Source organism: Rhodoferax sp. (assembly GCF_025354435.1).
In the GTDB taxonomy this organism is placed as follows: domain Bacteria; phylum Pseudomonadota; class Gammaproteobacteria; order Burkholderiales; family Burkholderiaceae_C; genus Rhodoferax_B.
This window is the reverse complement of sequence record NZ_JANXMU010000004.1, coordinates 1-19,424: the sequence shown is the minus strand read 5'-3', so window position 1 is coordinate 19,424 and position 19,424 is coordinate 1. Positions and strand designations below refer to the sequence as shown.

The 19,424-nt window shown below is 61.9% G+C and carries 16 protein-coding genes and 1 pseudogene; 12 read left to right on the top strand and 5 right to left on the bottom strand.

Translation table 11 applies throughout. The features are described from left to right. Nucleotides 1–88: 88 nt before the first annotated feature. Nucleotides 89–961: pseudogene (rho, locus tag Q0T48_RS00750) on the bottom strand (transcription termination factor Rho); the annotation flags it as partial. Nucleotides 962–1,147: 186 nt separating this feature from the next. After that, nucleotides 1,148–1,480 carry a thioredoxin TrxA gene (trxA, locus tag Q0T48_RS00745; protein ID WP_295951001.1) on the bottom strand — a complete coding sequence of 111 codons (333 nt, stop codon included), beginning with the start codon at nucleotides 1,478–1,480 and terminating at the stop codon, nucleotides 1,148–1,150. Nucleotides 1,481–1,619: 139 nt separating this feature from the next. Here trxA and Q0T48_RS00740 point away from each other — a divergent pair, with 139 nt between their 5' ends. Further along, nucleotides 1,620–4,154 carry a PD-(D/E)XK nuclease family protein gene (locus tag Q0T48_RS00740; RefSeq protein ID WP_295950996.1) on the top strand — a complete coding sequence of 845 codons (2,535 nt, stop codon included), beginning with the start codon at nucleotides 1,620–1,622 and terminating at the stop codon, nucleotides 4,152–4,154. A gap of 70 nt (nucleotides 4,155–4,224) precedes the next feature. Here Q0T48_RS00740 and Q0T48_RS00735 read toward each other — a convergent pair whose 3' ends face one another. Continuing rightward, entirely contained in the window at nucleotides 4,225–5,175 is a 951-nt protein-coding gene (locus Q0T48_RS00735; protein ID WP_295950994.1) for a LysR family transcriptional regulator, read from the bottom strand. 195 nt (nucleotides 5,176–5,370) lie between these two features. On the opposite strand from Q0T48_RS00735, the gene Q0T48_RS00730 reads away from it, so the two are divergent. The 5 genes from Q0T48_RS00730 (at nucleotide 5,371) to Q0T48_RS00710 (ending at nucleotide 12,885) form a co-directional block, all read left to right on the top strand. Continuing rightward, entirely contained in the window at nucleotides 5,371–6,012 is a 642-nt protein-coding gene (locus Q0T48_RS00730) for an HAD family phosphatase (RefSeq protein ID WP_295950990.1), read from the top strand. A 13-nt stretch (nucleotides 6,013–6,025) separates the two neighbouring features. Beyond that, nucleotides 6,026–7,225, top strand: a complete 1,200-nt coding sequence (locus Q0T48_RS00725; RefSeq protein ID WP_295950988.1) for an MFS transporter — start codon at nucleotides 6,026–6,028, stop codon at nucleotides 7,223–7,225. Continuing rightward, nucleotides 7,222–10,458, top strand: a complete 3,237-nt coding sequence (locus Q0T48_RS00720) for an exodeoxyribonuclease V subunit beta (RefSeq protein WP_295950985.1) — start codon at nucleotides 7,222–7,224, stop codon at nucleotides 10,456–10,458. Before Q0T48_RS00725 ends, Q0T48_RS00720 begins: the two co-directional genes overlap by 4 nt. A 137-nt stretch (nucleotides 10,459–10,595) precedes the next feature. Next, nucleotides 10,596–11,063: a hypothetical protein gene (locus Q0T48_RS00715; protein WP_295950981.1), complete on the top strand. Its 468-nt coding sequence runs from the start codon at nucleotides 10,596–10,598 to the stop codon at nucleotides 11,061–11,063. 577 nt (nucleotides 11,064–11,640) lie between these two features. Continuing rightward, nucleotides 11,641–12,885 carry a TIGR03862 family flavoprotein gene (locus tag Q0T48_RS00710; protein ID WP_295950980.1) on the top strand — a complete coding sequence of 415 codons (1,245 nt, stop codon included), beginning with the start codon at nucleotides 11,641–11,643 and terminating at the stop codon, nucleotides 12,883–12,885. Nucleotides 12,886–12,950: 65 nt separating this feature from the next. Here the strand turns inward: Q0T48_RS00710 and Q0T48_RS00705 are convergent, their stop codons facing one another. After that, a complete protein-coding gene (locus tag Q0T48_RS00705) occupies nucleotides 12,951–13,973 on the bottom strand; it encodes a sensor domain-containing diguanylate cyclase (RefSeq protein WP_295950978.1) in 1,023 nt (340 codons plus the stop codon). 160 nt (nucleotides 13,974–14,133) lie between these two features. Next, the gene (locus Q0T48_RS00700; RefSeq protein WP_295950973.1) at nucleotides 14,134–14,361 is read right to left on the bottom strand and encodes a hypothetical protein; all 228 of its coding nucleotides are present in this window, start codon (nucleotides 14,359–14,361) and stop codon (nucleotides 14,134–14,136) included. A gap of 194 nt (nucleotides 14,362–14,555) precedes the next feature. On the opposite strand from Q0T48_RS00700, the gene Q0T48_RS00695 reads away from it, so the two are divergent. The 6 genes from Q0T48_RS00695 (at nucleotide 14,556) to Q0T48_RS00670 (ending at nucleotide 19,300) form a co-directional block, all read left to right on the top strand. Then, on the top strand, nucleotides 14,556–15,296 hold the full coding sequence (locus Q0T48_RS00695) for a helix-turn-helix transcriptional regulator (protein ID WP_295950969.1): 741 nt from the start codon (nucleotides 14,556–14,558) through the stop codon (nucleotides 15,294–15,296). A gap of 105 nt (nucleotides 15,297–15,401) precedes the next feature. Continuing rightward, nucleotides 15,402–15,998, top strand: a complete 597-nt coding sequence (locus Q0T48_RS00690) for a 2OG-Fe(II) oxygenase (protein ID WP_295950966.1) — start codon at nucleotides 15,402–15,404, stop codon at nucleotides 15,996–15,998. Beyond that, nucleotides 15,991–16,527, top strand: a complete 537-nt coding sequence (locus Q0T48_RS00685; RefSeq protein ID WP_295950965.1) for a DUF6817 domain-containing protein — start codon at nucleotides 15,991–15,993, stop codon at nucleotides 16,525–16,527. The genes Q0T48_RS00690 and Q0T48_RS00685 overlap by 8 nt, the downstream gene beginning before the upstream one ends. A 609-nt stretch (nucleotides 16,528–17,136) precedes the next feature. Beyond that, nucleotides 17,137–17,469: a hypothetical protein gene (locus tag Q0T48_RS00680; protein WP_295950962.1), complete on the top strand. Its 333-nt coding sequence runs from the start codon at nucleotides 17,137–17,139 to the stop codon at nucleotides 17,467–17,469. 284 nt (nucleotides 17,470–17,753) lie between these two features. Continuing rightward, on the top strand, nucleotides 17,754–19,028 hold the full coding sequence (locus Q0T48_RS00675) for an HlyD family efflux transporter periplasmic adaptor subunit (RefSeq protein WP_295950959.1): 1,275 nt from the start codon (nucleotides 17,754–17,756) through the stop codon (nucleotides 19,026–19,028). Then, the gene (locus Q0T48_RS00670) at nucleotides 19,025–19,300 is read left to right on the top strand and encodes a cysteine peptidase family C39 domain-containing protein (RefSeq protein WP_295950956.1); all 276 of its coding nucleotides are present in this window, start codon (nucleotides 19,025–19,027) and stop codon (nucleotides 19,298–19,300) included. The genes Q0T48_RS00675 and Q0T48_RS00670 overlap by 4 nt, the downstream gene beginning before the upstream one ends. Nucleotides 19,301–19,424: the final 124 nt, after the last annotated feature.

The window sequence follows — 19,424 nt, the reverse complement described above, 5'->3', positions numbered from 1 at the left end:
CCGCGCCCAGCTGGAGGCCTAAAAAGCTTAAAAATCGAAACCACATAGGGTGAAAAAAGGAATGCGGGTGGTGTTATCAACCACCCTGGGAATCCACACCGCCGGTCAGCACCTTGCCGGAGGAGGGCACGACGTTGTTGTAGGCGCGGGCCAGGCGGGTGATCGAGTCCAGCAGGATCACCACGTCTTTTTTCAGCTCGACCAGGCGCTTGGCGCGCTCGATCACCATTTCGGCCACGTGCACGTGGCGCGCGGCGGGCTCATCAAATGTGGAGGCAATCACCTCGCCCTTGACGGAACGCTGCATTTCGGTTACTTCTTCAGGCCGTTCGTCGACCAGCAGCACCATCATGTGGCTGTTCGGGTAGTTGGCGGCAATGGCGTGGGCCATGTGCTGCATCATCACCGTCTTGCCGCTCTTGGGCGGGGCGACCAGCAGGGCGCGCTGGCCCTTGCCGATGGGGGCCACGATGTCGATGATGCGGCCGGTGATGTTCTCTTCGCCCTTGATGTCGCGTTCCAGCTTCATCTGCTCTTTGGGGAACAGCGGGGTCAAGTTTTCGAACATGACCTTGTGCTTGTTTTCTTCGGGGCCGCCGCCGTTGACCTTGTCGAGCTTGTTCAGCGCAAAGTAGCGTTCGCCGTCCTTGGGCGTGCGCACTTCGCCTTCGATCATGTCGCCGGTGTGCAGGTTGAAGCGGCGCACCTGGCTCGGGCTGATGTAGATGTCGTCGGTGCTGGCGGTGTAGCTGGTGTCGGGGCTGCGCAGGAAGCCGAAGCCGTCGGGCAAGATTTCCAGCACGCCATCGGCAATGATCTGCTCGCCGGTGCGGGCGCGCTTTTTGATGATGGCAAACATCAGCTCTTGCTTGCGCATACGGCCGGTGTTCTCAATTTCAAGTTCTTCGGCTTGTTTGAGGACTTCAGACACGTGCAGTGCCTTGAGTTCGTTTAAGTGCATGGATTGACTCCTGGGCGGAGTTCTGAGAGGAAAAAAGGGGGGAGGTTTTGAGGAGGCTAGAAGGGCCTCACAAACCGGGAACTCGAACCGACTTGCACGAGGGCAAATGGGTGAATGCGCTGATTATGACAGGAATAGTGACCAGAAAAAATGAAGCCACCGCGAGGGTGGCTGGGTGCGAAAGGCTTAGGCCAGTTGCTGGTCGATAAATGCGGTCAGCTGCGACTTGCTCATGGCGCCGACTTTGGTGGCTGCCAGCTCACCGCCCTTGAAGATCATCAAGGTGGGAATGCCGCGGATGCCGAACTTGGCGGGGATGTCGCGGTTCTCGTCCACGTTCATTTTGGCGATTTGCAGCTTGCCTGCATAGCCGGTAGCCACTTCGTCCAAAATGGGGGCAATCATTTTGCAAGGACCGCACCATTCGGCCCAGTAATCGACCAACACCGGGGTGGTGGACTTTAAAACGTCCGCATCGAAAGTTGCGTCCGAGACATGTTTGATGAGTTCGTTGGCCATGGGGGTTTCCTTAAAACAGAGTGCCGAGACGACTAAAGTTGCGGCATTGTGACAGAAACCAAGAGCGCCTGTTGGCCACCACCGTGCTATCACAGACATAGCGAAAACCCATTGACCCATCTGCACCATCGCTTCAAATATGTCCAACTCTTCCGACCCCCTGTGGTTTGCCCCTGGCACCGGCTTGCTGGCCCAGATACAGCAGGCCATGGTGCAGCGCCAGGCCCATCCTGCGCGCACCGTGGTCTTGCTGCCCTACGCGCAACTCATGCCGCTGGCGAACCGGTTTTGGGCGCAGGCCCAGTCCGACGGGTTTACACCGCGTTTTGAATCCACGCTGAACTGGTCGCATGGTCTGGGCGGCACAGCCCTAGGGCCACACGATCTGCGCTTTGACACCGCCATGGACATGCTGCGCGCCCCGGACCTGCTGGAGCGTGCCGGCCTGGGCGCGCAGCGCGAGGCCTTGGCGGCCCGCCTGGTCGAAGCTGCCCACCAACTGGCCCCGCTGGTGGCCGCCGTGCCGCCGCCACAGCGTGCCGATTGGGCTGATCAAGCGCGCGACGCGGTGGGCCTGGGCATGGAGGCCCCAGTGCTGGCACTGGAGTGCGTGGTGGCCCGCATCGCGCTGGAATGGGCCGCTGCCTCCAGCTACGCCACCGACGTGCTGTGGTTTGACTCCGTGCCCGCCGCGCTGGACTGCATCGTCGTGCTCGACGGCTTTCAGACCGACCCGCTGATCCACGCCCTGTGCGCAGCCTGGGGTGACAAGGTCACGCGCCTGACGCGCCCCGTGCCGCCACCGCCGCCCATACCCGCCCTGCACGAGGCCAGCGATTCCGAAGACGAAGCCCAGCGCGCCGCCGCCTGCGTGCTGCGCCACATCGAGGCCGGTCGCACGCCCGTCGCCCTGGTGGCCACCGACCGCCTGCTGACCCGCCGTATCCGCGCCATGCTGGCCGTGCAGCATGTGCGCATACGCGACGAAACCGGCTGGAAGCTGTCCACCACCCGTGCCGCCGCGCAACTGGTGGTCACGTTGCGGGCGGCCCGCTGGGATGCCAGCAGCGACGCAGTGCTGGACTGGCTGAAAAACGCCCCCGCGTTCCGCCCCCGCACCGTGCAAACGCTGGAGAAAGCGCTGCGCAAAGCGTCGGTGCAAAGCTGGTCCGCCTGGAGCCCCGAGGCCACACCCCAGCAGCCCGCTGTGTCCGATGCCGTGCGCCTGGCCAACAGCCTGCGCGCCAGCCTGCAGGCCGCCCGCCCGCTGGCCGCCTGGCTGGCCGCTGTGCGCGTCTTGCTGCAGGCCAGTGGCCAATGGGCTGCGCTGGAGGCCGATGCCGCCGGGGCCAAGCTACTGTCCGCCCTGCGCCTTACCGAGGGGGCCGAGGCCGAGTTTGCCGACTTCCCCCAGGCCGCCCGCCGCCTGCGCCTGGCCGAGTTCAGCACCTGGGTGGGCGATGCGCTGGAGGCCGCCAGCTATGTGCCCGACCACCCGCAGGACGAGCAGGTGGTGGTGCTGCCGCTGAGCCAACTGCTGGCCCGCCCGTTTGCCGCCCTGGTGCTGCCCGGCTGCGACGAAGTGCGCCTGGCCGTGTCGCCCGAGCCGCCCGGTGCCTGGACCGCCGCGCAGCGCGAAGCCCTGGGCCTGCCGTCCCGCGCCGTGCTGGAAGCCGCCGCCCGCGCTGCCTGGGCCAATGCCCTGCAAACCCCGCATACCGATGTGCTGTGGCGGCAAAGCGATGCCTCGGGCGAAACCCTGCTGGCCAGCCCGCTGGTGCAGGCACTGCGGATCACAGAAGCGCCACCGCTGGCCGCCGACCCGCGCATCCCCCGCAGCCTCACCCCGCTGCCCAGCGAGCGGCCCTTGCCGGTGGGCGCGGCCTTGCCCATCACCCGCCTGTCGGCCAGTGCCTACGAGGATTTGCGCCGCTGCCCGTACCGCTTCTTCGGCCTGCGCCAGCTGGGCCTGCAAGAGCCGCAAGAGCTGACCGGCGAGGTGGACAAGCGCGACTTCGGCACCTGGCTACACGCGGTGCTGAAAACCTTCCATGAGGCATTAAATCGCTCTCCAGCGCAATCAATTCCTGCGCGGGTAGCTATGCTTAACGTAGCGGCCGATCAGGTTACGCAAGACATGCACCTGGAGCCGGGTGAGTTTCTGCCCTTCGCCTCGGCCTGGCCCCGCGTGCGCGACGGCTACCTGGACTGGCTGGCCCCGCACGAAGCCGCTGGCGGCCAGTTCGAGCAGGCCGAAAGCGCACTGGAGCTGCCGCTGGGCTCCATCACCCTGATCGGCACCATCGACCGGGTCGACCAGGTGCACGCCGACGGCCGCAGCACCGCCCTGGTCATCGACTACAAAACCGAAAACGCCCAGGCCACCGGCAAACGCATCCAGCAGCCGTTGGAAGACACCCAGCTGGCCTTCTACGCCGCCCTGTTGCCGCACGACACCTTGCGTGCCGCCTACCTCAACGTGGGCGAAAAAGACGGCAGCCAGTTGTTCCAGCAGACCGAAGTGGTTGAGGCCCGCGACGCATTGATCCACGGCATCCTTGACGACATGCAGCGCATTGCCAATGGCGCGACTTTGGCTGCGCTGGGCGAGGGTGCCGCCTGCACCTTCTGCGCCGCACGGGGCTTATGCCGCAAAGACTGGTGGACGGCGTAAAAAGTTTACGCGCTATCTAAAAGATAGCTTTTGGCGTAGGTATTACATGCGCCAGAGGCCTAAAAAGCATCTAATTTTCTTGCAAACTCCCATTGCGCTGCAACCAGGCGCAAAACGCCACGGCGTGCGGGTTTTGCGTGGCTTGGGGGGCCATGATCCAGTAGTTGGTGCGGTCGCATAGGCTCAGGGCGGGGAAGGGCGTGTGCAGCAGGCCGCTGGCCAGTTCGTCGCGCAATTGCAGCGGGTTGCCCAGGGCGATGCCCATGCCCTGCACGGCGGCTTGCACGGCCAGATGGGCGTGGTCGAAGGTGACAAGGTGGCGTGGCTGCTGCGCGGGCAGCCCGGCCAGGGCCAGCCAGTCCTGCCAGACCAGCGGGGTGGATCGGCTGTGCAGCAGGGTGCGCGAAAGCACATCCGCCGTGGCCAACAAGGGTGGCTGGGCGGCCAGCACTTGCGGGCTGCACACAGGGGTTAATGTGTTGGGCAGGAAGGCCCCCAGCTCTACATCGCGCCAGGGTGCGCGCTGGCGCAGGGCGGCCAGCTCGTCGTCGGTAAAGCAGCGGATGGACACGTCGTAGGCCGCGGGGTCGAACCCGGTGGAGCTAACGGTGGTGGCCAGTTGCACGTCCACGCCCGGCACCTCGGCACAAAAGCTGGCCAGTTGCGGGATCAGCCACTGGGCGGAGAGCGAGGCCATGGAATTCACCGACAAGGTATTGCCACGCGGCTGGCGCTGCACCCGGGCCGTGGCGCTAGCCATCTGGTCGAAGGCGCTGCGCAGGCTGGGCAAATAGGCGGCACCCTCGGCCGTCAAGCCCAGGCCCCGGCCGCTGCGCTGCACCAGTGGAACGCCTAGCCATGTTTCCAGTGCCTTGATCTGATGGCTGACCGCACTTTGCGTCACATGCAGCTCCTGCGCAGCCAGGGTCACGCTTTCGCAGCGGGCCGCAGCTTCGAAAGCGCGCAGCATGTTCAGGGGTGGCAGGCGGCGGGCCGTGGCTTTGGCATGAGGTGAATTCATGGGTTTGGCGATATTTATCGATAGTTTTACAGCGAAATTACCACTAGCATAGCGCTACTGTGTGCATCGCCCAATCAGTAATTCAGCTCATTTGTAGCAGGCTGCTGGTGGCCGTTTGCCGTGGCCCGAACCTGGCACCCTGAGGCGCCACACAAATGCTTTACCCTTGCTGTCTGTCCGATGAGGAATTCCCCCTTGCAACCCCAATCTCCCCCCAAAACCGTTGTATTTGATCTAGGTGCCGTGCTGCTGCGCTGGCAACCCGCCGAGATCGTCCAGCACGAGCTTGCCCGGCACGCGCCCACCGCCGCCGCTGCGCAGCTGCTGTGCGAGCGCATCTTCCAGGGCCTGCACCCAGGGGCCACTTGGGCCGAATTCGACCGCGGCACGGTCGAGCCCGCACCGCTGGCGGCCTTGCTGGCCGCGCAGAGCGGGGTGGATGCCGCCGACTTGCTGCGCTTCATCCATGCCATCCCCAACCACCTGCCCACCCAGCAGGACACCGCTGCGCTGCTGCCACGCCTGAAGGCGCAGGGGCACAGGCTGGTGTATTTGTCGAACATGCCTACTTCGTATGCCGACCGCCTGCAGGACCGCGATTTCTTCAACCACTTTGAAGACGGCATCTTTTCGGCCCACGTGGGCCTGATCAAACCCGAACACGGCATCTACGCGCTGGCTGAAAGCCAGTTTGGGCTGACGCCTGCCGACACCGTGTTCATCGACGACAACGCGCACAACGTGGCTACGGCGCACGCACGCGGCTGGCAGGCGATCCAGTTTCTGGACGCGGCGCAGTGCGAGCGGGATCTGGTAGCGCTGGGTTGGCTGGAATAAAACAAAGCTTGGTATGAAGACAAACACACTCTCTAGCCCGGCGCGCCCGGCACCCGCCGCCGAACACCGCTTCGGCCTGCATTTATCCGCCGAATGGCGGGTGTTTGCGGCCTTCTTCATGTACTCGTTCGGCCTGGGCGGTATCTTCCCCCGGCTGGGCGAGATCCAGCGCGGCATGGGTGTGGGCGAGGGCGCTTTGGGCCTGGCGCTGATCGGCACTGCGGCGGGCACCCTGGTGTCACTCACCCTGGCTAGCCGCCTGTTGGAGCGCATCGGCTACCGCCGGGCGCTGCTGGTATTGACACCCATGGTGGCGGTGTTTTTTGCCATTGCCAGCTGGGCCAGTGGGCCATTGGTGCTGTTTTTGTGCCTGGTGCCTGCGGGCCTGTGCATTGGCGTGGTGGAGGTGGTGGTGAACGTAGAGGCCGACCGGGTCGAGCACCAGCTGGGCCGCCGCATCATGAACCGCGCCCACGCGTTCTGGAGCTTTGGCTTTTTTGCCGCCGGGCTGGTCGGCGCGGGTATTGCGCAGCTCGGCATCAGTCCGCAACTGCATTTGGCGGCCATGGTGCCAGTGGTGGTGCTGGCCACCTGCCTGCTGCTGGGCCGCTTCAGCCCTGCGCCGCTGCGCGAAAGCAGCACCGAAGAAGCCCCGCATTTCGCCCGACCCACCTGGGCCATCATGGCGCTGGTCTGCGTCACTTTGTCGGCCATGCTGCTCGAAGGCGCGGGCGCGGATTGGTCGGCCATCTACATGCGCAACGTGTTTGAGGCCGCGCCCTGGGTGTGTGGGCTGGCGGTGGCGGCGGGCGCGTTCACGCAGGCGGTGATGCGGTTTTTTGCCGACAGCCTGGTGGAACGCTTCAGCCCGGTGGTGTTTGCCCGCTGCCTGCTGGTGGTGCTGGGCTGCGGCGCGCTGCTGGTGGTGCTGGCCCCCTCGCCCGCGCTGGCACTGCTGGGCCTGGGGCTGATGGGCGTGGGCACCAGCGGTATTTTCCCGCTGGCCATGTCGGCGGCGGCGCAGCGCACCGACCGGCCGGCCGCCGTCAACGTGGCGGCGCTGGCGCAAATCTCGTTTGTAGTGTTTCTGCTGGGCCCGCCCTTGCTGGGCCAGGTGGCCGAGCACTTCGGCATCCGCAACCTGTACGCCGCCTGCCTGCCGTTTGTGCTGCTGAGCCTCGTAGCGGTGGGAGCCCTGGGTAAAAAGAAGTGACCCAGGCCGCCTACGAACACAACGGCCATCCGGTTGAGCGCGCCGCCTTCTACGCCATCGCCTGCGACCCCCGGCGCAGCATCGCGGTAGAGGCCTGCGCGGGTGCGGGCAAAACTTGGATGCTGGTCTCGCGCATCCTGCGGGCCTTGCTGGAGGGCAGCTTGGCCAAAGACGGTCATGGCACGGCCGCCCACGAAATCCTGGCCATCACCTTTACCAAAAAAGCCGCCGGTGAAATGCGCCAGCGCCTGAACGAATGGCTGGTCGAATTCGCCCAGGCCACGCCCGAAAAATTGGCTGAAGAACTGCTGGCCCGTGGCGTGCCACCCGCACAGATTGCTGTGCAGGCCCCGGCCCTTAAAAACCTCTACCCCCAGCTCCTGGCTAGCGCCCGCCCGGTGCAGATCCGCACCTTCCACAGCTGGTTTGCCGCCTTGCTGCGCACCGCACCGCTGGCCGTTTTGCAGGATTTGGGCCTGCCCGCCAACTACAGCCTGCTAGAAGACGACACCGAGGCCGTCACCGCCGTGTGGCCGCGCTTTTACGCCACCGTGGTGGACAGTCCCAACGCCCGTGCCGACTTTGAAGCCCTGGTGGCCGTGCATGGTCGCTTCCAGGCGCACAAGGCGCTGGCATCGGCTTTGAACAAACGTGTGGAATTTGTGTTGGCCGACGCGCAGGGCGTGGTGGATGCGTCGGTGCCGCCGTTTGACGTGCAGTTTCCCGCCTTTGCCGGGCTGGCCGCGCCCGAGGATTTGCTCTGGGCCCAGCGCCCGCTGCTGCAAGAAGCCGCAGGCAACCTGGGCCGCGCCAGTGCCGTGACCTTCTCGGCGGCAGGCAGTGCGCTGGAGCAGGCGCTCACCGCCCACGATGCAGATGCCGTACTGGCCGCCTTGCTCACGCAAAAAGGCACGGCCCGCAAGTTTGGCGAAAAGATCGTCGGCATCGCCACCGTGCGCGCTGCGCAAGACCTGGTGTTGCAAGTAGTCCAGGCCCAACTCCAAAACGCTGCCTGGGCGCACCAGCAGCGCATGGCGCGCCTGACCCGCGTGCTGATCGCCGAGCTGGCCGCGCTGAAATACGAGCGCGGCTGGGTTGATATGAACGACGTGGAACGCGCCGCGTCCGTCATGCTGTCCGACCCCGTGCTCAGCGGCTGGGTGCAGGAACGGCTGGATGCCAAGGTCAAGCACCTGCTGATCGACGAATTCCAGGACACCAGCCCGCTGCAGTGGCAGGCCCTGCACGCCTGGCTCAGCGGCTATGCGGGCGCGGCTGGAGCGCCCAGCGTCTTCATCGTGGGCGACCCCAAGCAAAGCATTTACCGCTTCCGCCGCGCCGAGCCACAGGTGTTCCGCGCCGCCCAGGCCTTTGTGGTGGACGGGCTGGGTGGCGACCTGCTCAGCTGCGACCACACCCGTCGCAACGCCCCGCTGGTGATGGCCGCCGTCAACGCCGTCATGTCCGCCGCGCAAGCTGCGGGCGCGTACGACGGCTTCCGCGACCACACGACAGAATCCACCGCCCTCGGAGCCCTGCGCTGCCTGCCCGCCATCCCGCGCGATGCCAATGCCTCCGCCGTACAGGCCGCAGAGGGCGGCTGGCGCGACAGCCTGGGCACGCCGCGCGAAGAGCCCGAAGACACCTTACGCACCCTCGAATGCCGCCAGGCCGCCCAGTGGCTGGCCGGGCAACTGGCCGACGGCCTGCGCCCCAAGGACGTGATGGTGCTGGCCCGCCGCCGCGAGCGCCTGGGCCACATGCGCGATGCCTTGCGCGCCCTGCACATCCCCACCCAGCAGCCCGAAAAAGCCGATCTGGCCGACGCGCCCGAGGTGCAAGACATAGCAGCGCTGCTGGACGCGCTGGTGTCCACCCACCACGACCTGTCGCTGGCACAGGCGCTGAAATCGCCGCTGTTTGGCGTGACCGATGCAGACCTGGTGCACCTGGCCCAGTTGCAGCGCGCCGCCCGCGCCGATGCCGACAACACCGCCGACAGCAGTTGGTGGAGTCAGCTACACAATACAGAGCAGCTGCCGCAGGCGCTGTCTGCGCTAGCGCCTGTTTTGATGCAATGGAAGCAATGGCTGGATGCATTGCCTCCGCACGACGCGCTGGACGCCATCTACGCCCACGGCGACGTGCTGGCCCGCTTCGCCGCCGCTGCACCTGCCGCCTTGCGCACCTCGGTGCTGGCCAATCTGCGTGCGGTGCTGGGCACGGCTTTGCAGCTCAACGAAGGCCGCTTCGCCACGCCGTACGCCCTGGTGCGCGCCCTCAAGGCCGGCGGCGTCAAAGCCCCGGTCACCAGCGCCCCGGATGCCGTGCGCCTGCTTACCGTGCACGGTGCCAAGGGCCTGGAGGCTGCGTTGGTGCTGCTGCTCGACACCGATTCGCCACCCAGCAAAGCCGAAACCATGGGCGTGCTGGTGGACTGGCCCGGCGAGGCCGAATATCCGGTGCGCCTGGTCTTTCTGGCCAGCGAATCGAATCCGCCCGCCTGCGTGGTCGACGTGCTGGCCATCGAGCAGGCCGCCCGCCAGCGCGAGGAGCTGAACGGCCTCTACGTCGCCATGACCCGCGCCCGCAGCCAGCTGGTGCTGTCGTCCGTGGTGCCGCACAAGGCGGTGGACGGTTCTTGGTGGCAGCGGCTGCAACCCCTGGGGGAGATGGTGGCACCGCTCGCCTCAGTCGACCCGCTGGAAGCCGCCGTTGCCGATGCTGATTTCACTTTGTTGGTGGTGCCCGATATCGGCCTGCAAGTCGCCCCGCCGCGCCCCGAGCCGGGGGCTAATGCCACCGAATCCCGCATTGGGCAGGCGATGCACCGACTGTTGGAGTGGGGTACCGCCGATGCCGTCCAGCAGCAAGCCGCTGCGCGTGAGTTTGGTTTGGATGCCGAGCAGTCGCAGAAGGCCGCGACCATGGCCGCCGCTATCCGTGCGGGGGAAGGTGCTTGGGCCTGGGATGCGGAAGTTATTGACTGGGCGGGTAACGAGGTGGCCTTGAATTACCAGGGCAAGACCTTGCGCCTGGACCGTCTGGTGCGCCGCAAGGACACCGGCGCCTGGTGGGTGCTGGACCACAAATCCAAAAATCAGCCGCAGCGCGATGCGGGGTTGGTACAGCAGTTGGAGGCGTACCGGGCGGCGCTGCGGGTGTTGTATCCGGGGACGGTGGTGGAGGCGGCGTTTTTGACGGGGACGGGGGGGCTGGTGCTGGTGGAATGAATGGGTATTTCATCTCATGAACCATTACGCCAGAAGATTATCAAGGTCGATATATGATCCAAATTTTTGTAGAAAAAATTCGCACCAAAAAGTTTGAGTTTGATGCTAAATAAAAATTTAATGTGTGGGAGAAGATATTGAAACGTCAATTGATGTCGGGTTACCTTTTTCTGGCAGTCTTGGCAGGCATAATGTGCCCCAGTGCAACTGCGCAAAACGTTAGCGAACCGCTCTACAGGGGGAATCCAGTTGTGCTTAAACGTGGGTACTACTTTGTATCCAAAGATGCCAATGATCCTATGTCCAAGCAGATTACTAAATCAGAGACTGTTGAGGTGTATTTCAAACTTATTGAGCTACGCAAAATGGGGGAAATGTTAACGATACTGCTTCCGGCACCGTCAAACGGTATGAGTCAATTAGTGACTCGCTTGTACGAGGTGAATTGTGATACCGGCGCGACAAGATTCAATAGCATGTCGATGCTAGATGCGGAATGGGCGTTAAACGGTAAGCCAATCGTCATGAAGGGCTCAAAATGGGAGATTCCCGCGGAGCATACCTATGCGTACTTCGTGCACTACTTAACCTGTAATTTAAAATAAATTTTTCTGCAATCTCAGTCAAAGAAAAGTCACTAAATAAATATTACCTCCACTAATTGCGACGAGTGCATCGAGTTTTAGCGAGACTCAGCTTGAAAAATAAGCTAAATGTGATTTTTTGAGACATCCAAGAGGATAGATATCCTTGTTTCGGTCAAATCTTCGACTCGAAACCAGTATTTCAGCAGGTTATGAAGGCGGTTTCTTTTTTTAATCTGTTCGTGTCGCCAACTCCGCTGGCCGGGATGTGCCCCCGGCAGGCCAGTAACTTTCTTTTGCGTGGCCAAAAGAAAGTCACCAAAGAAAAGGCCACCCCCACTACCTGCGTCCCAGCGCTATCGCACTGGGAAACCTGCGGTGCTCGCTCCAGGTGGGGTCTGGCTAAACTCGCTGCGCTCAAACAACGCCAGCCCTTTTCCACCTGAAGCTGTGCTCCTCGGCGCATCTAGAGGGGGACCCCGGGAGCGCAGTCGGGGGCGCTGCGCGCCCCATCGCGCCTAGAGCGCGAAACTGGCGGCACCCCCAACCCCTGTATCCTCGCCCACTCATACAAACACCCGTACTCCTGAAAGAAGCAATGCAAAAAGAACAAAAGCCGAATGGCAAGACCGCGCTGGTTATTGGCGGGGGGCCTGCGGGCTTGATGGCGGCGGAGGTGCTGGCCAAGGCGGGGGTGTCGGTGCAGTTATGCGATGCGATGCCCTCAGTGGGCCGCAAATTTCTGCTGGCGGGCAAGGGTGGGCTGAATCTGACGCACTCTGAGCCAGCCGAACTCTTCGCCACCCGCTACGGCAGCCGCCAGGAACAGGTCGGCCCCTGGCTGCAAGACCTGGGTGCGGCGCAACTGCGCGACTGGGCCAAAGAGCTGGGCGTAGATACCTTTGTGGGCAGCTCGGGCCGGGTGTTCCCGACCGACATGAAATCTGCCCCGCTGCTGCGCGCCTGGCTGCACCGCCTGCGCGTGGCCGGGGTGCAGTTCCATATGCGGCACCGCTGGGTGGGGCTGGAAGGCAACACCTGGACGTTTGACACGCCTAAAGGCCCGGTGCAGATCACTGCCGACGCGGTGGTGCTGGCGCTGGGCGGTGGCAGCTGGGCACGCCTGGGTTCCGACGGTGCCTGGGTGCCTTTATTGCAAGCAGCCAAGGTGCCCGTGGTGCCCTTGCAACCGGCCAACTGCGGCTTTGATGTGGCGGGCTGGACCGAGCATTTCAGCAGCCGTTTCGCCGGACAACCTTTCAAAACCGTGGCGCTGTCGTTCACCAACAGCCAGGGCGATACCTTCCGCCGCCAGGGCGAATTTGTGGCCACCGCCAGCGGCATCGAGGGCAGCTTGGTCTATGCGGTGTCGAACCTGGTGCGCGATGAGATTGCCCTGAACGGCCACGCCACCGTGTTGCTCGACCTGCTGCCCGACAAAACCCCCGAGCGTGTGCTGGCCGATGTGGCCCATCCGCGCGGCACCCGTTCACTGTCCAGCCACCTGAAAAGCCGTCTTGGGCTGGAAGGGATCAAGGCGGGCATCCTGCATGAGCTGGTGGACAAGGCTGATTTTCAAAACCCGGCCGTGTTGGCTACCGCCATCAAAGCCCTGCCGATCCGCCTGGTGGCGACCCGGCCCCTCGACGAAGCCATCAGTACTGCCGGTGGCATCGCCTTCGAAGCCCTGAGCCCCGACCTGATGCTGGAGCCGTTGCCCGGCGTGTTTGCCGCGGGCGAAATGCTGGACTGGGAAGCTCCCACCGGCGGCTATTTGCTCACGGCCAGCATGGCCAGCGGCCAGCGCGCAGGACAGGGTGTTTTAAGATTTTTAGGCCTCTAGCCCAGGTGGCACCTACGCTAGTAGCTATTTAAACGATAGCTATTAGCTGCCTCACACCTGACGCGTCACTCCTGCTGCTCACGCTCCAGGCGGCGCAAGCGTTTGACGGCGTACATGGCGGCATCGGCTTGGGTGAGTGCATTCTCTGCGGTGGTGGTGTGCGGGTCGATCAGCACCACCCCCACGCTGGCCCTGCTGGATTGGATTTCTATCGCGCCCAGGTGCAGGCGGGTGCTGCACTGCTGGGTTAGGCGCTCCTGGAACAGGCGCGCTGCACGGCCGGGTTTTTCGGTCAGCGTGGGTCCGCGGCCCACGGCGACAAACTCGTCACCCCCAAAGCGCGCCAGCACGTCACCGGCGCGCAGGCCGCTGGACAGGCTTTCGGCCATGGCGGTGAGGAACTGGTCGCCGACCTGGTGGCCGTGGGTGTCGTTGATCTCTTTGAATCCATCCAGGTCGATGAAGCCAACCAGCACGCCGGTGCCGTCGCGCTGTGCCCGGGCCAGTGTGCGCACCAGTTCGGCGGTGATGGAGCGCCGATTCGGCAGGCCGGTGAGTGCGTCGGTCAGGGCCACCGAGGCCAGCTCGCTATTGGCTTGGGCTAATTGCTCCACCAGCCGCTCCCGGTCGATGTGCTGGGCGATCAGGATGGCAAACAGCTGCAGCATATGAGTGGCGTTGGGTGCCAGCGGCAACACCGACGTACTGGCGGCGCACAGTGTGCCGTACACGGTGCCGTCGCTTGTCTTCACCGGGATGCCGAGGTAGGTTTGGATGCCGAGGGCCCGCGCGGCATCTGAGTCGCCCCAGCAGGCCGACACATCGTTGGTGAAGAAGCGCTCTTCCTCCAGGGCCCGTTTGCACAAGGTGTCGGTCCAGGGCACGCTGAGCCCTTCGGGAATCACCAATTCCAGGGAGTTACGGGCAAACAGAATGTGCTGTAGGCCTCTTTCCAGGTCGATGGTGGTGAGGTAGGTGGATTCCAGCCCGGTGACCGTTTCCAGCATTTGCAGCAGCGGGCGCGTCAAATCTTCCAGTGTCCAAGCCGAGGCTACGGACTGAGAGAGCCGCAGAAGCAAGGAGTCCATAAAAATATCCCCAATATGGCTGATATTTTGCCTTAATACCCCGTGTTATAGCTTGGTTTTTTGACGTGGTGTGCGGAAAGTGTGGTACGCAATTAAATGGCGTGTCTGCAGTGCAGCAGTTAACGTGAAAGTTAGGCAGCCCGCCCACTCGGCTCCACAATCACCAGCGCAATTCCACACACCAGCAAGCCCGCGCCGGTCCAGAAGGCGGCGGCCGGGGCTTCGGCAAAAACACGTAGCCCAGCGTGGGGCTGAACAACAGCAGCGAGAAGCTGCCCGCTTCCACCGCCGACGCGTCGCCCGAGCGGTAGGCAAAAAAGTACGACAGGTAAAAGCCCGACGCTGCCAGGCCCACGATGGGCAGCAGCACCCACAGCGCAGGCGGCACGCCGGTCAGTACGCTTTAAGTTTTTTAGGCTTCTAGCGCTTATTCCATAAGCGTGAGCAGCTTTTAAAAAGATAGCGAAATCGTGGCCTGGTTGGTTTCCTGTTGTTACGCTTTATTCTCAGTTGGAGCGCTGTGTTGACGTGTGTGCAGCACCACAATGGGGCGAATGAAGCCGTACGATGTACACCATCAAAATGCCAAAAGACCGATTTGATCTGTCTGCGGATGCGCTCACCCCTACCGCCAACAAGGCGCTTGATTTTAAGCATTTCCAAGCCTGGAGCCGGGGTCTGCTACGCGGGGTGCTGCCGCACCAAGCGCTGCTGTGCGGGCAATTGGTGCTGCATTCGGGTGGCTACACAGCGCTTCAGCGTTGCGACGTAGATATGCCTGATGCCTATCTGGCGACACTGGAGCGGCCTGGCAACAATCTGCGTACGCCCATGCTGGTGCGCTTGCTCCAGACACCCGACCAGCCCCATTTCTTTGACCCGGTGCGCGATGCCGCTTGGGGCCGTACCCATCCGGACTGGTACGGGCACTATCTGCAGGCAGGTTGGCGCAACTCACTGGTGTTGGGGCTGGCGGTAGGCGGGGGCGACGACACCGTGTTGACTGCAGCCACTTTCTACAACGTCGATCCTGCCGTGGAGCACTATGCAGGTGACATACGGCGTGCCGTCATGCCGCCCTTGCATGCGGCGCTGTGCAGTTGGCACGCGGCCAGTCAAGCCCGTGAAACGATGGATGTACCCGGGTTGACCTGGGCTGAAGAAGCCATTGCTGAGTTGCTGCGCCAGGGCAAATCCAACAAGGAAATTGCCAAACAGCTAGGCAAAAGTGACCACACCGTCAAGCACCAGATCACCAGCATGATGCGCAAGTTTGACGTTAGCAGCCGAACTGAACTCGTCAGTGGGTTTGCGAAGCTGTAGCCGCTACCCACAATTTTTATTGTTTGTCAATTAGCCCAAGCGGGCTATGTTTTCCGGGTAACCCCGCTCGTACCATGGATTCATAAATCCATCGGAGCGAGACATATGGATCGATTTGCGCAACACGATAGCTTTTTGACTCCAGATGCCTTGGGTGCCCTACAGAGCTACTTCCAAAGCCAGGTCACCTGGACCTTCGGCTGGCAAAGCAACAAAAAGAATGCCGAGGTCCCTTTCAGTCACTGGAACCACGACTTCCTGGGCGCGGGCAGCAGCAACCAAATAGACCTGGCGGACAAGTTGCTGGCCGACCCCGCACTGGCTGCCATTGCCGAGCTATGGATCCAGCTGCAAACTCGTCTATTGCCTGGCCACGCCCTGGTGCGTTGCTACGCCAATGCCCACACTTTCGGCATTGAAGGCTATCCCCATACCGACAGCCGCAAGCCCGGCAACTACACCACCATCTTCTACCTCAACCCCCTGTGGAAGCCCGAATGGGCCGGGGAAACCGTCTTCATCAACGACCTGGGTGACATCGCCCACGCCGTGCTGCCCCGCCCTGGCAGGGTCGTGGTATTTGACGGCACCATCGTCCATAGCGCCCGCGCTGTGACCCGCCTGTGCCCGGCGCTGCGCGTCACGCTGATGTTCAAAACCCGCGCTCCCGGTGCCGAGATGGACGGAGAGCCCCATGCTTGAGCCATTGGTCCGCATTGCCAAAGACCCCGAATACGCCGCTTTTGCCGCCTTTTTGCAGCAGCGCGGAGCCCAGCACACCGCGCACAGCGGCCATACCTTTTGGGCCCATTTGGCGGGCGTGCACGACCTGCTGGCCCGTTGGGGAGCGGCACGTCCGTTGCAACTGGCTGGGCTGTTCCATTCGGTCTACGGCACCCAGGTGTTTGCCAAGGCCAGCGTGCCCAAAACCGAGCGCGCCAGCGTCATTCGCCTGATTGGCGAGCCCGCTGAAACCCTGGTGTGGCTATTTGCCCACCTGCCGCGCCCCATGCTGTTTGAAGCGTCGCTACGCAGTGGGAATTTTGTGTGGCCGCACATCGACGGCCAGACACCTCTGCAAAGCGAGGGGCAACCCAATGCAGTGCAAAGTGATCTGCTGGTGTTGGAGTGCGCCAACCTGATCGAACAGCGTACGGTTTACAAATTTCCCTGCCTCAGCCGCCACGCGCAGACCATTGGCATGCTGGGTGGAGACGGGTTTTCAGTATGAAAAAAAGCGGTTGAAAGAGGCTTTCAACCGCTGCCAGAAGCAACGACCCAGGCGGCAACCTGGTGCGTCGGCTGCGGAGCCAAGAATGGGTCTTGGCCCCGCATACAGCTGCCGTAGGGGCAGTGTTTTAGTTGGAGATACAGATGGCAAAGATTTTACAAGCGGCATCGGTGGAGGCCGCAACTGCAACCGATTACTGGGGTTACCGCGAACTGGAGCCGCATGAGCTGGCGCTGGTGTCGGGTGGGGGTGATGGAGATGGCGGCGGGGATGGCGGTGGTGGGGGGGATTCCGGCGACTCGGGCGATTCGGGTGGAATGTGCTCTCCCAGTTCTGTCGCAGCAGACACAGCCGCCGTATATGGAGGGGAGCCTGCTCAAGCCACTTCCGTAGTTTCAAATACGCTTTGGGCGGGATCCGGCATTACTGCTCTTGGAGCAGCTGCTCTTGCTGCTGTGGCCGCCCCTGAATTGGCAGCTGCAGCGGCTGTTTATGCGGGAGTATCTGCTGTATTGGGAATTGCAGCTGGAGTAGCGGGATTGGCTGGTCAGTAACATGGACCACTCCAGTCAATGGGGCTGGAGTGGTTTTAATTGATTGTTAAATTTCATGAATGAATATTTTTTACTAAAGACGAATTTTGGGGTTTGTAGTATTTTCATTAAAAATAAATGGAGGCGGGTGTTATGGCTAGGTCCGTGGATTATTCTATTGTTAATGCTTAGTGGTTTTATGGCTATGGCAGCCGCCACTAATTTTCATGAAGAATTTGTAGGGTTTTTGTTTTTTGGAATAGTTGGTTTTTCAATAATTTCCACCTATATATTCTGCATTTCTGTGTTTTTTCTTTTCTTAAAATTGGAGGATTTAAATAAAAAAAATATAAAGAATCATCAGTTTTTGTTGGAGTTATTAATTGGAGATATTTCGAGTGGTTTTTAATATCATCACTTGTTTGCTCGTATTTTTTCTCAAAAAGCTTAATTAATATTCAAACATGAATCATGAAAATAAGAGAATTTTTAGTTCTTCTTCTTTCTTCTGAACTTGCGCTCATGCTTTGCCATTACTTCGCCACAAGGCAGTCCATGCCCCAGTGGAATGACCTGCCTACTGTAGTGGCGGTGACGTTCGGGGCAAGTCCCTATGGGCAAATCTGTGTGCTCTGGATCAAAGAAAAACTAGGCACGCGTCCAAAAGAACATTGACCCGTTCGAGTCAAACTCATGTCCGAAAATCCCCCTCCTATTCCGTCCAAACTCTTTCGACAAGAAGTTTTCATCGCTCGGCAAGATGCATGGCTGGGCGAGTTGGTGCTGAGCAAGCCGGTGTCGCACGCCTTACTAGCGCTGGGCTTTGCGGTGTTGGCTTTGAGTTTGCTGGCGTACTTGGTGTGGGGGGAGTACACCCGCAAAATCCGGGCAAGTGGCACCATCGTGCCCAATACCGGTGTCATCAAAGTCACCCCGGCACAGGCGGGCATTGTGGTGCGCTTGGCGGTGCATGAGGGGCAGAACGTGGCCGAGGGCGAGGTGCTGGCGGTACTGAATTCTGAGCGCACCACAGCAACCGGTGGGGCCTCTGCCGAGGTGGAAAAGCAGCTGAACCTGCGCCGTGCTTCGCTACAGCAAGACGCGCTGAAAATCCAGGACCTGTACGCCCAGCAAGACAAGGCGCTGACCGTCCGCTTGGCCAATTTGCACACCGAGCTGGCGCAGGTAGACGCGGCGCTGGTGTTGCAGCAAAAGCGCTTGGCCTTGAGTGAGCAAATGCTGGTCAACCAACGCAAGCTGTTTGCTGAAAAGTTTTTGTCCGAAATGGCTTTGCAGCAAAAAGAGCAGGACGGTTTAGCCGAACTCGCAACACTGGAGGCGATCCGCCGCAGCCGCACCAGCCTGCAGCGCGATGTGGGCACATCCGAGGCGGACCTTGCCACTTTGCCCGACAAGCAGGCCAACGAGCTGGCCGCCGTCCAGCGCAATCTGGCCAGTCTGGCGCAAGACGGTATCGAAAACGAGTCGCGTCGCGAGCTATTGCTCAAAGCTCCGCAGGCTGGGGTGGTGACGGCCATCCTGACCGATGTGGGCAAGCTGGTAGGGGCCGGGCAGCCGGTGTTGAACCTGATTCCGGCGGGCTCCGAGTTGCAGGCTGACGTGTACCTGCCTGCGCGTGCTGCCGGTTTTGTGCGGGTGGGGTCGCAGGCGCTGCTGCAGTTTCAGGCATTCCCGTACCAAAAATTTGGCAGCCAGGCTGCGCAGGTGGTGAAGCTCTCCAGGGTGGCTGTAGTGGGCAGCGATTTGCCCTATCCGCCCGCCAATGCGCCGGGTGAGCTGTACTACATCGCCAGCCTGTCGTTGCCCAAAAAGACGGTTACCGCCTATGGCCATGAAGAGCCGTTGCAGTCCGGTATGGGTTTTGACGCGAACCTGGTTCTGGACACCCGCACCCTGCTGGAATGGGTGTTTGAGCCGGTGTTTTCGATCTCGGGGAATTTGCTGTGACGCGCTGGCTGGACCAGCTCCAATTTGGCTTCACCCGCAAGCTGCAACTTATTTTGCAAACCGAGGCCACCGAATGCGGGCTGGCATCGTTGGCAATGGTGGCGGGCTACCACGGCTACCAGACGGATTTGGCCAGCCTGCGGGCCCGCCATACGGTGTCGCTCAAAGGGGCCACGCTGGCACACCTGATGAAGATTGCGGCGGCCCTGGGCTTGCAAGCGCGGCCGGTGCGGCTGGAGCTGCAAGACCTGGACAAGTTAAGGCAATGCTGAACAAGGCCATTCAAAATGGCTCTTCCGGGGTACTGATAACAAGAATGCGCCGAATCCGGCCAAAACGAGTCGTTTTCTAACCCCTTGGGGCTAGGTTCGCGGGCCTTTGGGCCCACTTTGCGCC

What these genes read in the sequence shown, in the direction of transcription:
- Q0T48_RS00695 (WP_295950969.1), top strand. Translation starts at nt 14,556, where the DNA reads ATGCCAAAAGACCGATTTGATCTGTCTGCGGATGCGCTCACCCCTACC.
- Q0T48_RS00675 (WP_295950959.1), top strand. Translation starts at nt 17,754, where the DNA reads ATGTCCGAAAATCCCCCTCCTATTCCGTCCAAACTCTTTCGACAAGAA.
- Q0T48_RS00710 (WP_295950980.1), top strand. Translation starts at nt 11,641, where the DNA reads ATGCAAAAAGAACAAAAGCCGAATGGCAAGACCGCGCTGGTTATTGGC.
- Q0T48_RS00690 (WP_295950966.1), top strand. Translation starts at nt 15,402, where the DNA reads ATGGATCGATTTGCGCAACACGATAGCTTTTTGACTCCAGATGCCTTG.
- Q0T48_RS00735 (WP_295950994.1), bottom strand. Translation starts at nt 5,175, where the DNA reads ATGAATTCACCTCATGCCAAAGCCACGGCCCGCCGCCTGCCACCCCTG.
- Q0T48_RS00705 (WP_295950978.1), bottom strand. Translation starts at nt 13,973, where the DNA reads ATGGACTCCTTGCTTCTGCGGCTCTCTCAGTCCGTAGCCTCGGCTTGG.
- trxA (WP_295951001.1), bottom strand. Translation starts at nt 1,480, where the DNA reads ATGGCCAACGAACTCATCAAACATGTCTCGGACGCAACTTTCGATGCG.
- Q0T48_RS00740 (WP_295950996.1), top strand. Translation starts at nt 1,620, where the DNA reads ATGTCCAACTCTTCCGACCCCCTGTGGTTTGCCCCTGGCACCGGCTTG.
- Q0T48_RS00680 (WP_295950962.1), top strand. Translation starts at nt 17,137, where the DNA reads ATGAATGAATATTTTTTACTAAAGACGAATTTTGGGGTTTGTAGTATT.
- Q0T48_RS00685 (WP_295950965.1), top strand. Translation starts at nt 15,991, where the DNA reads ATGCTTGAGCCATTGGTCCGCATTGCCAAAGACCCCGAATACGCCGCT.
- Q0T48_RS00725 (WP_295950988.1), top strand. Translation starts at nt 6,026, where the DNA reads ATGAAGACAAACACACTCTCTAGCCCGGCGCGCCCGGCACCCGCCGCC.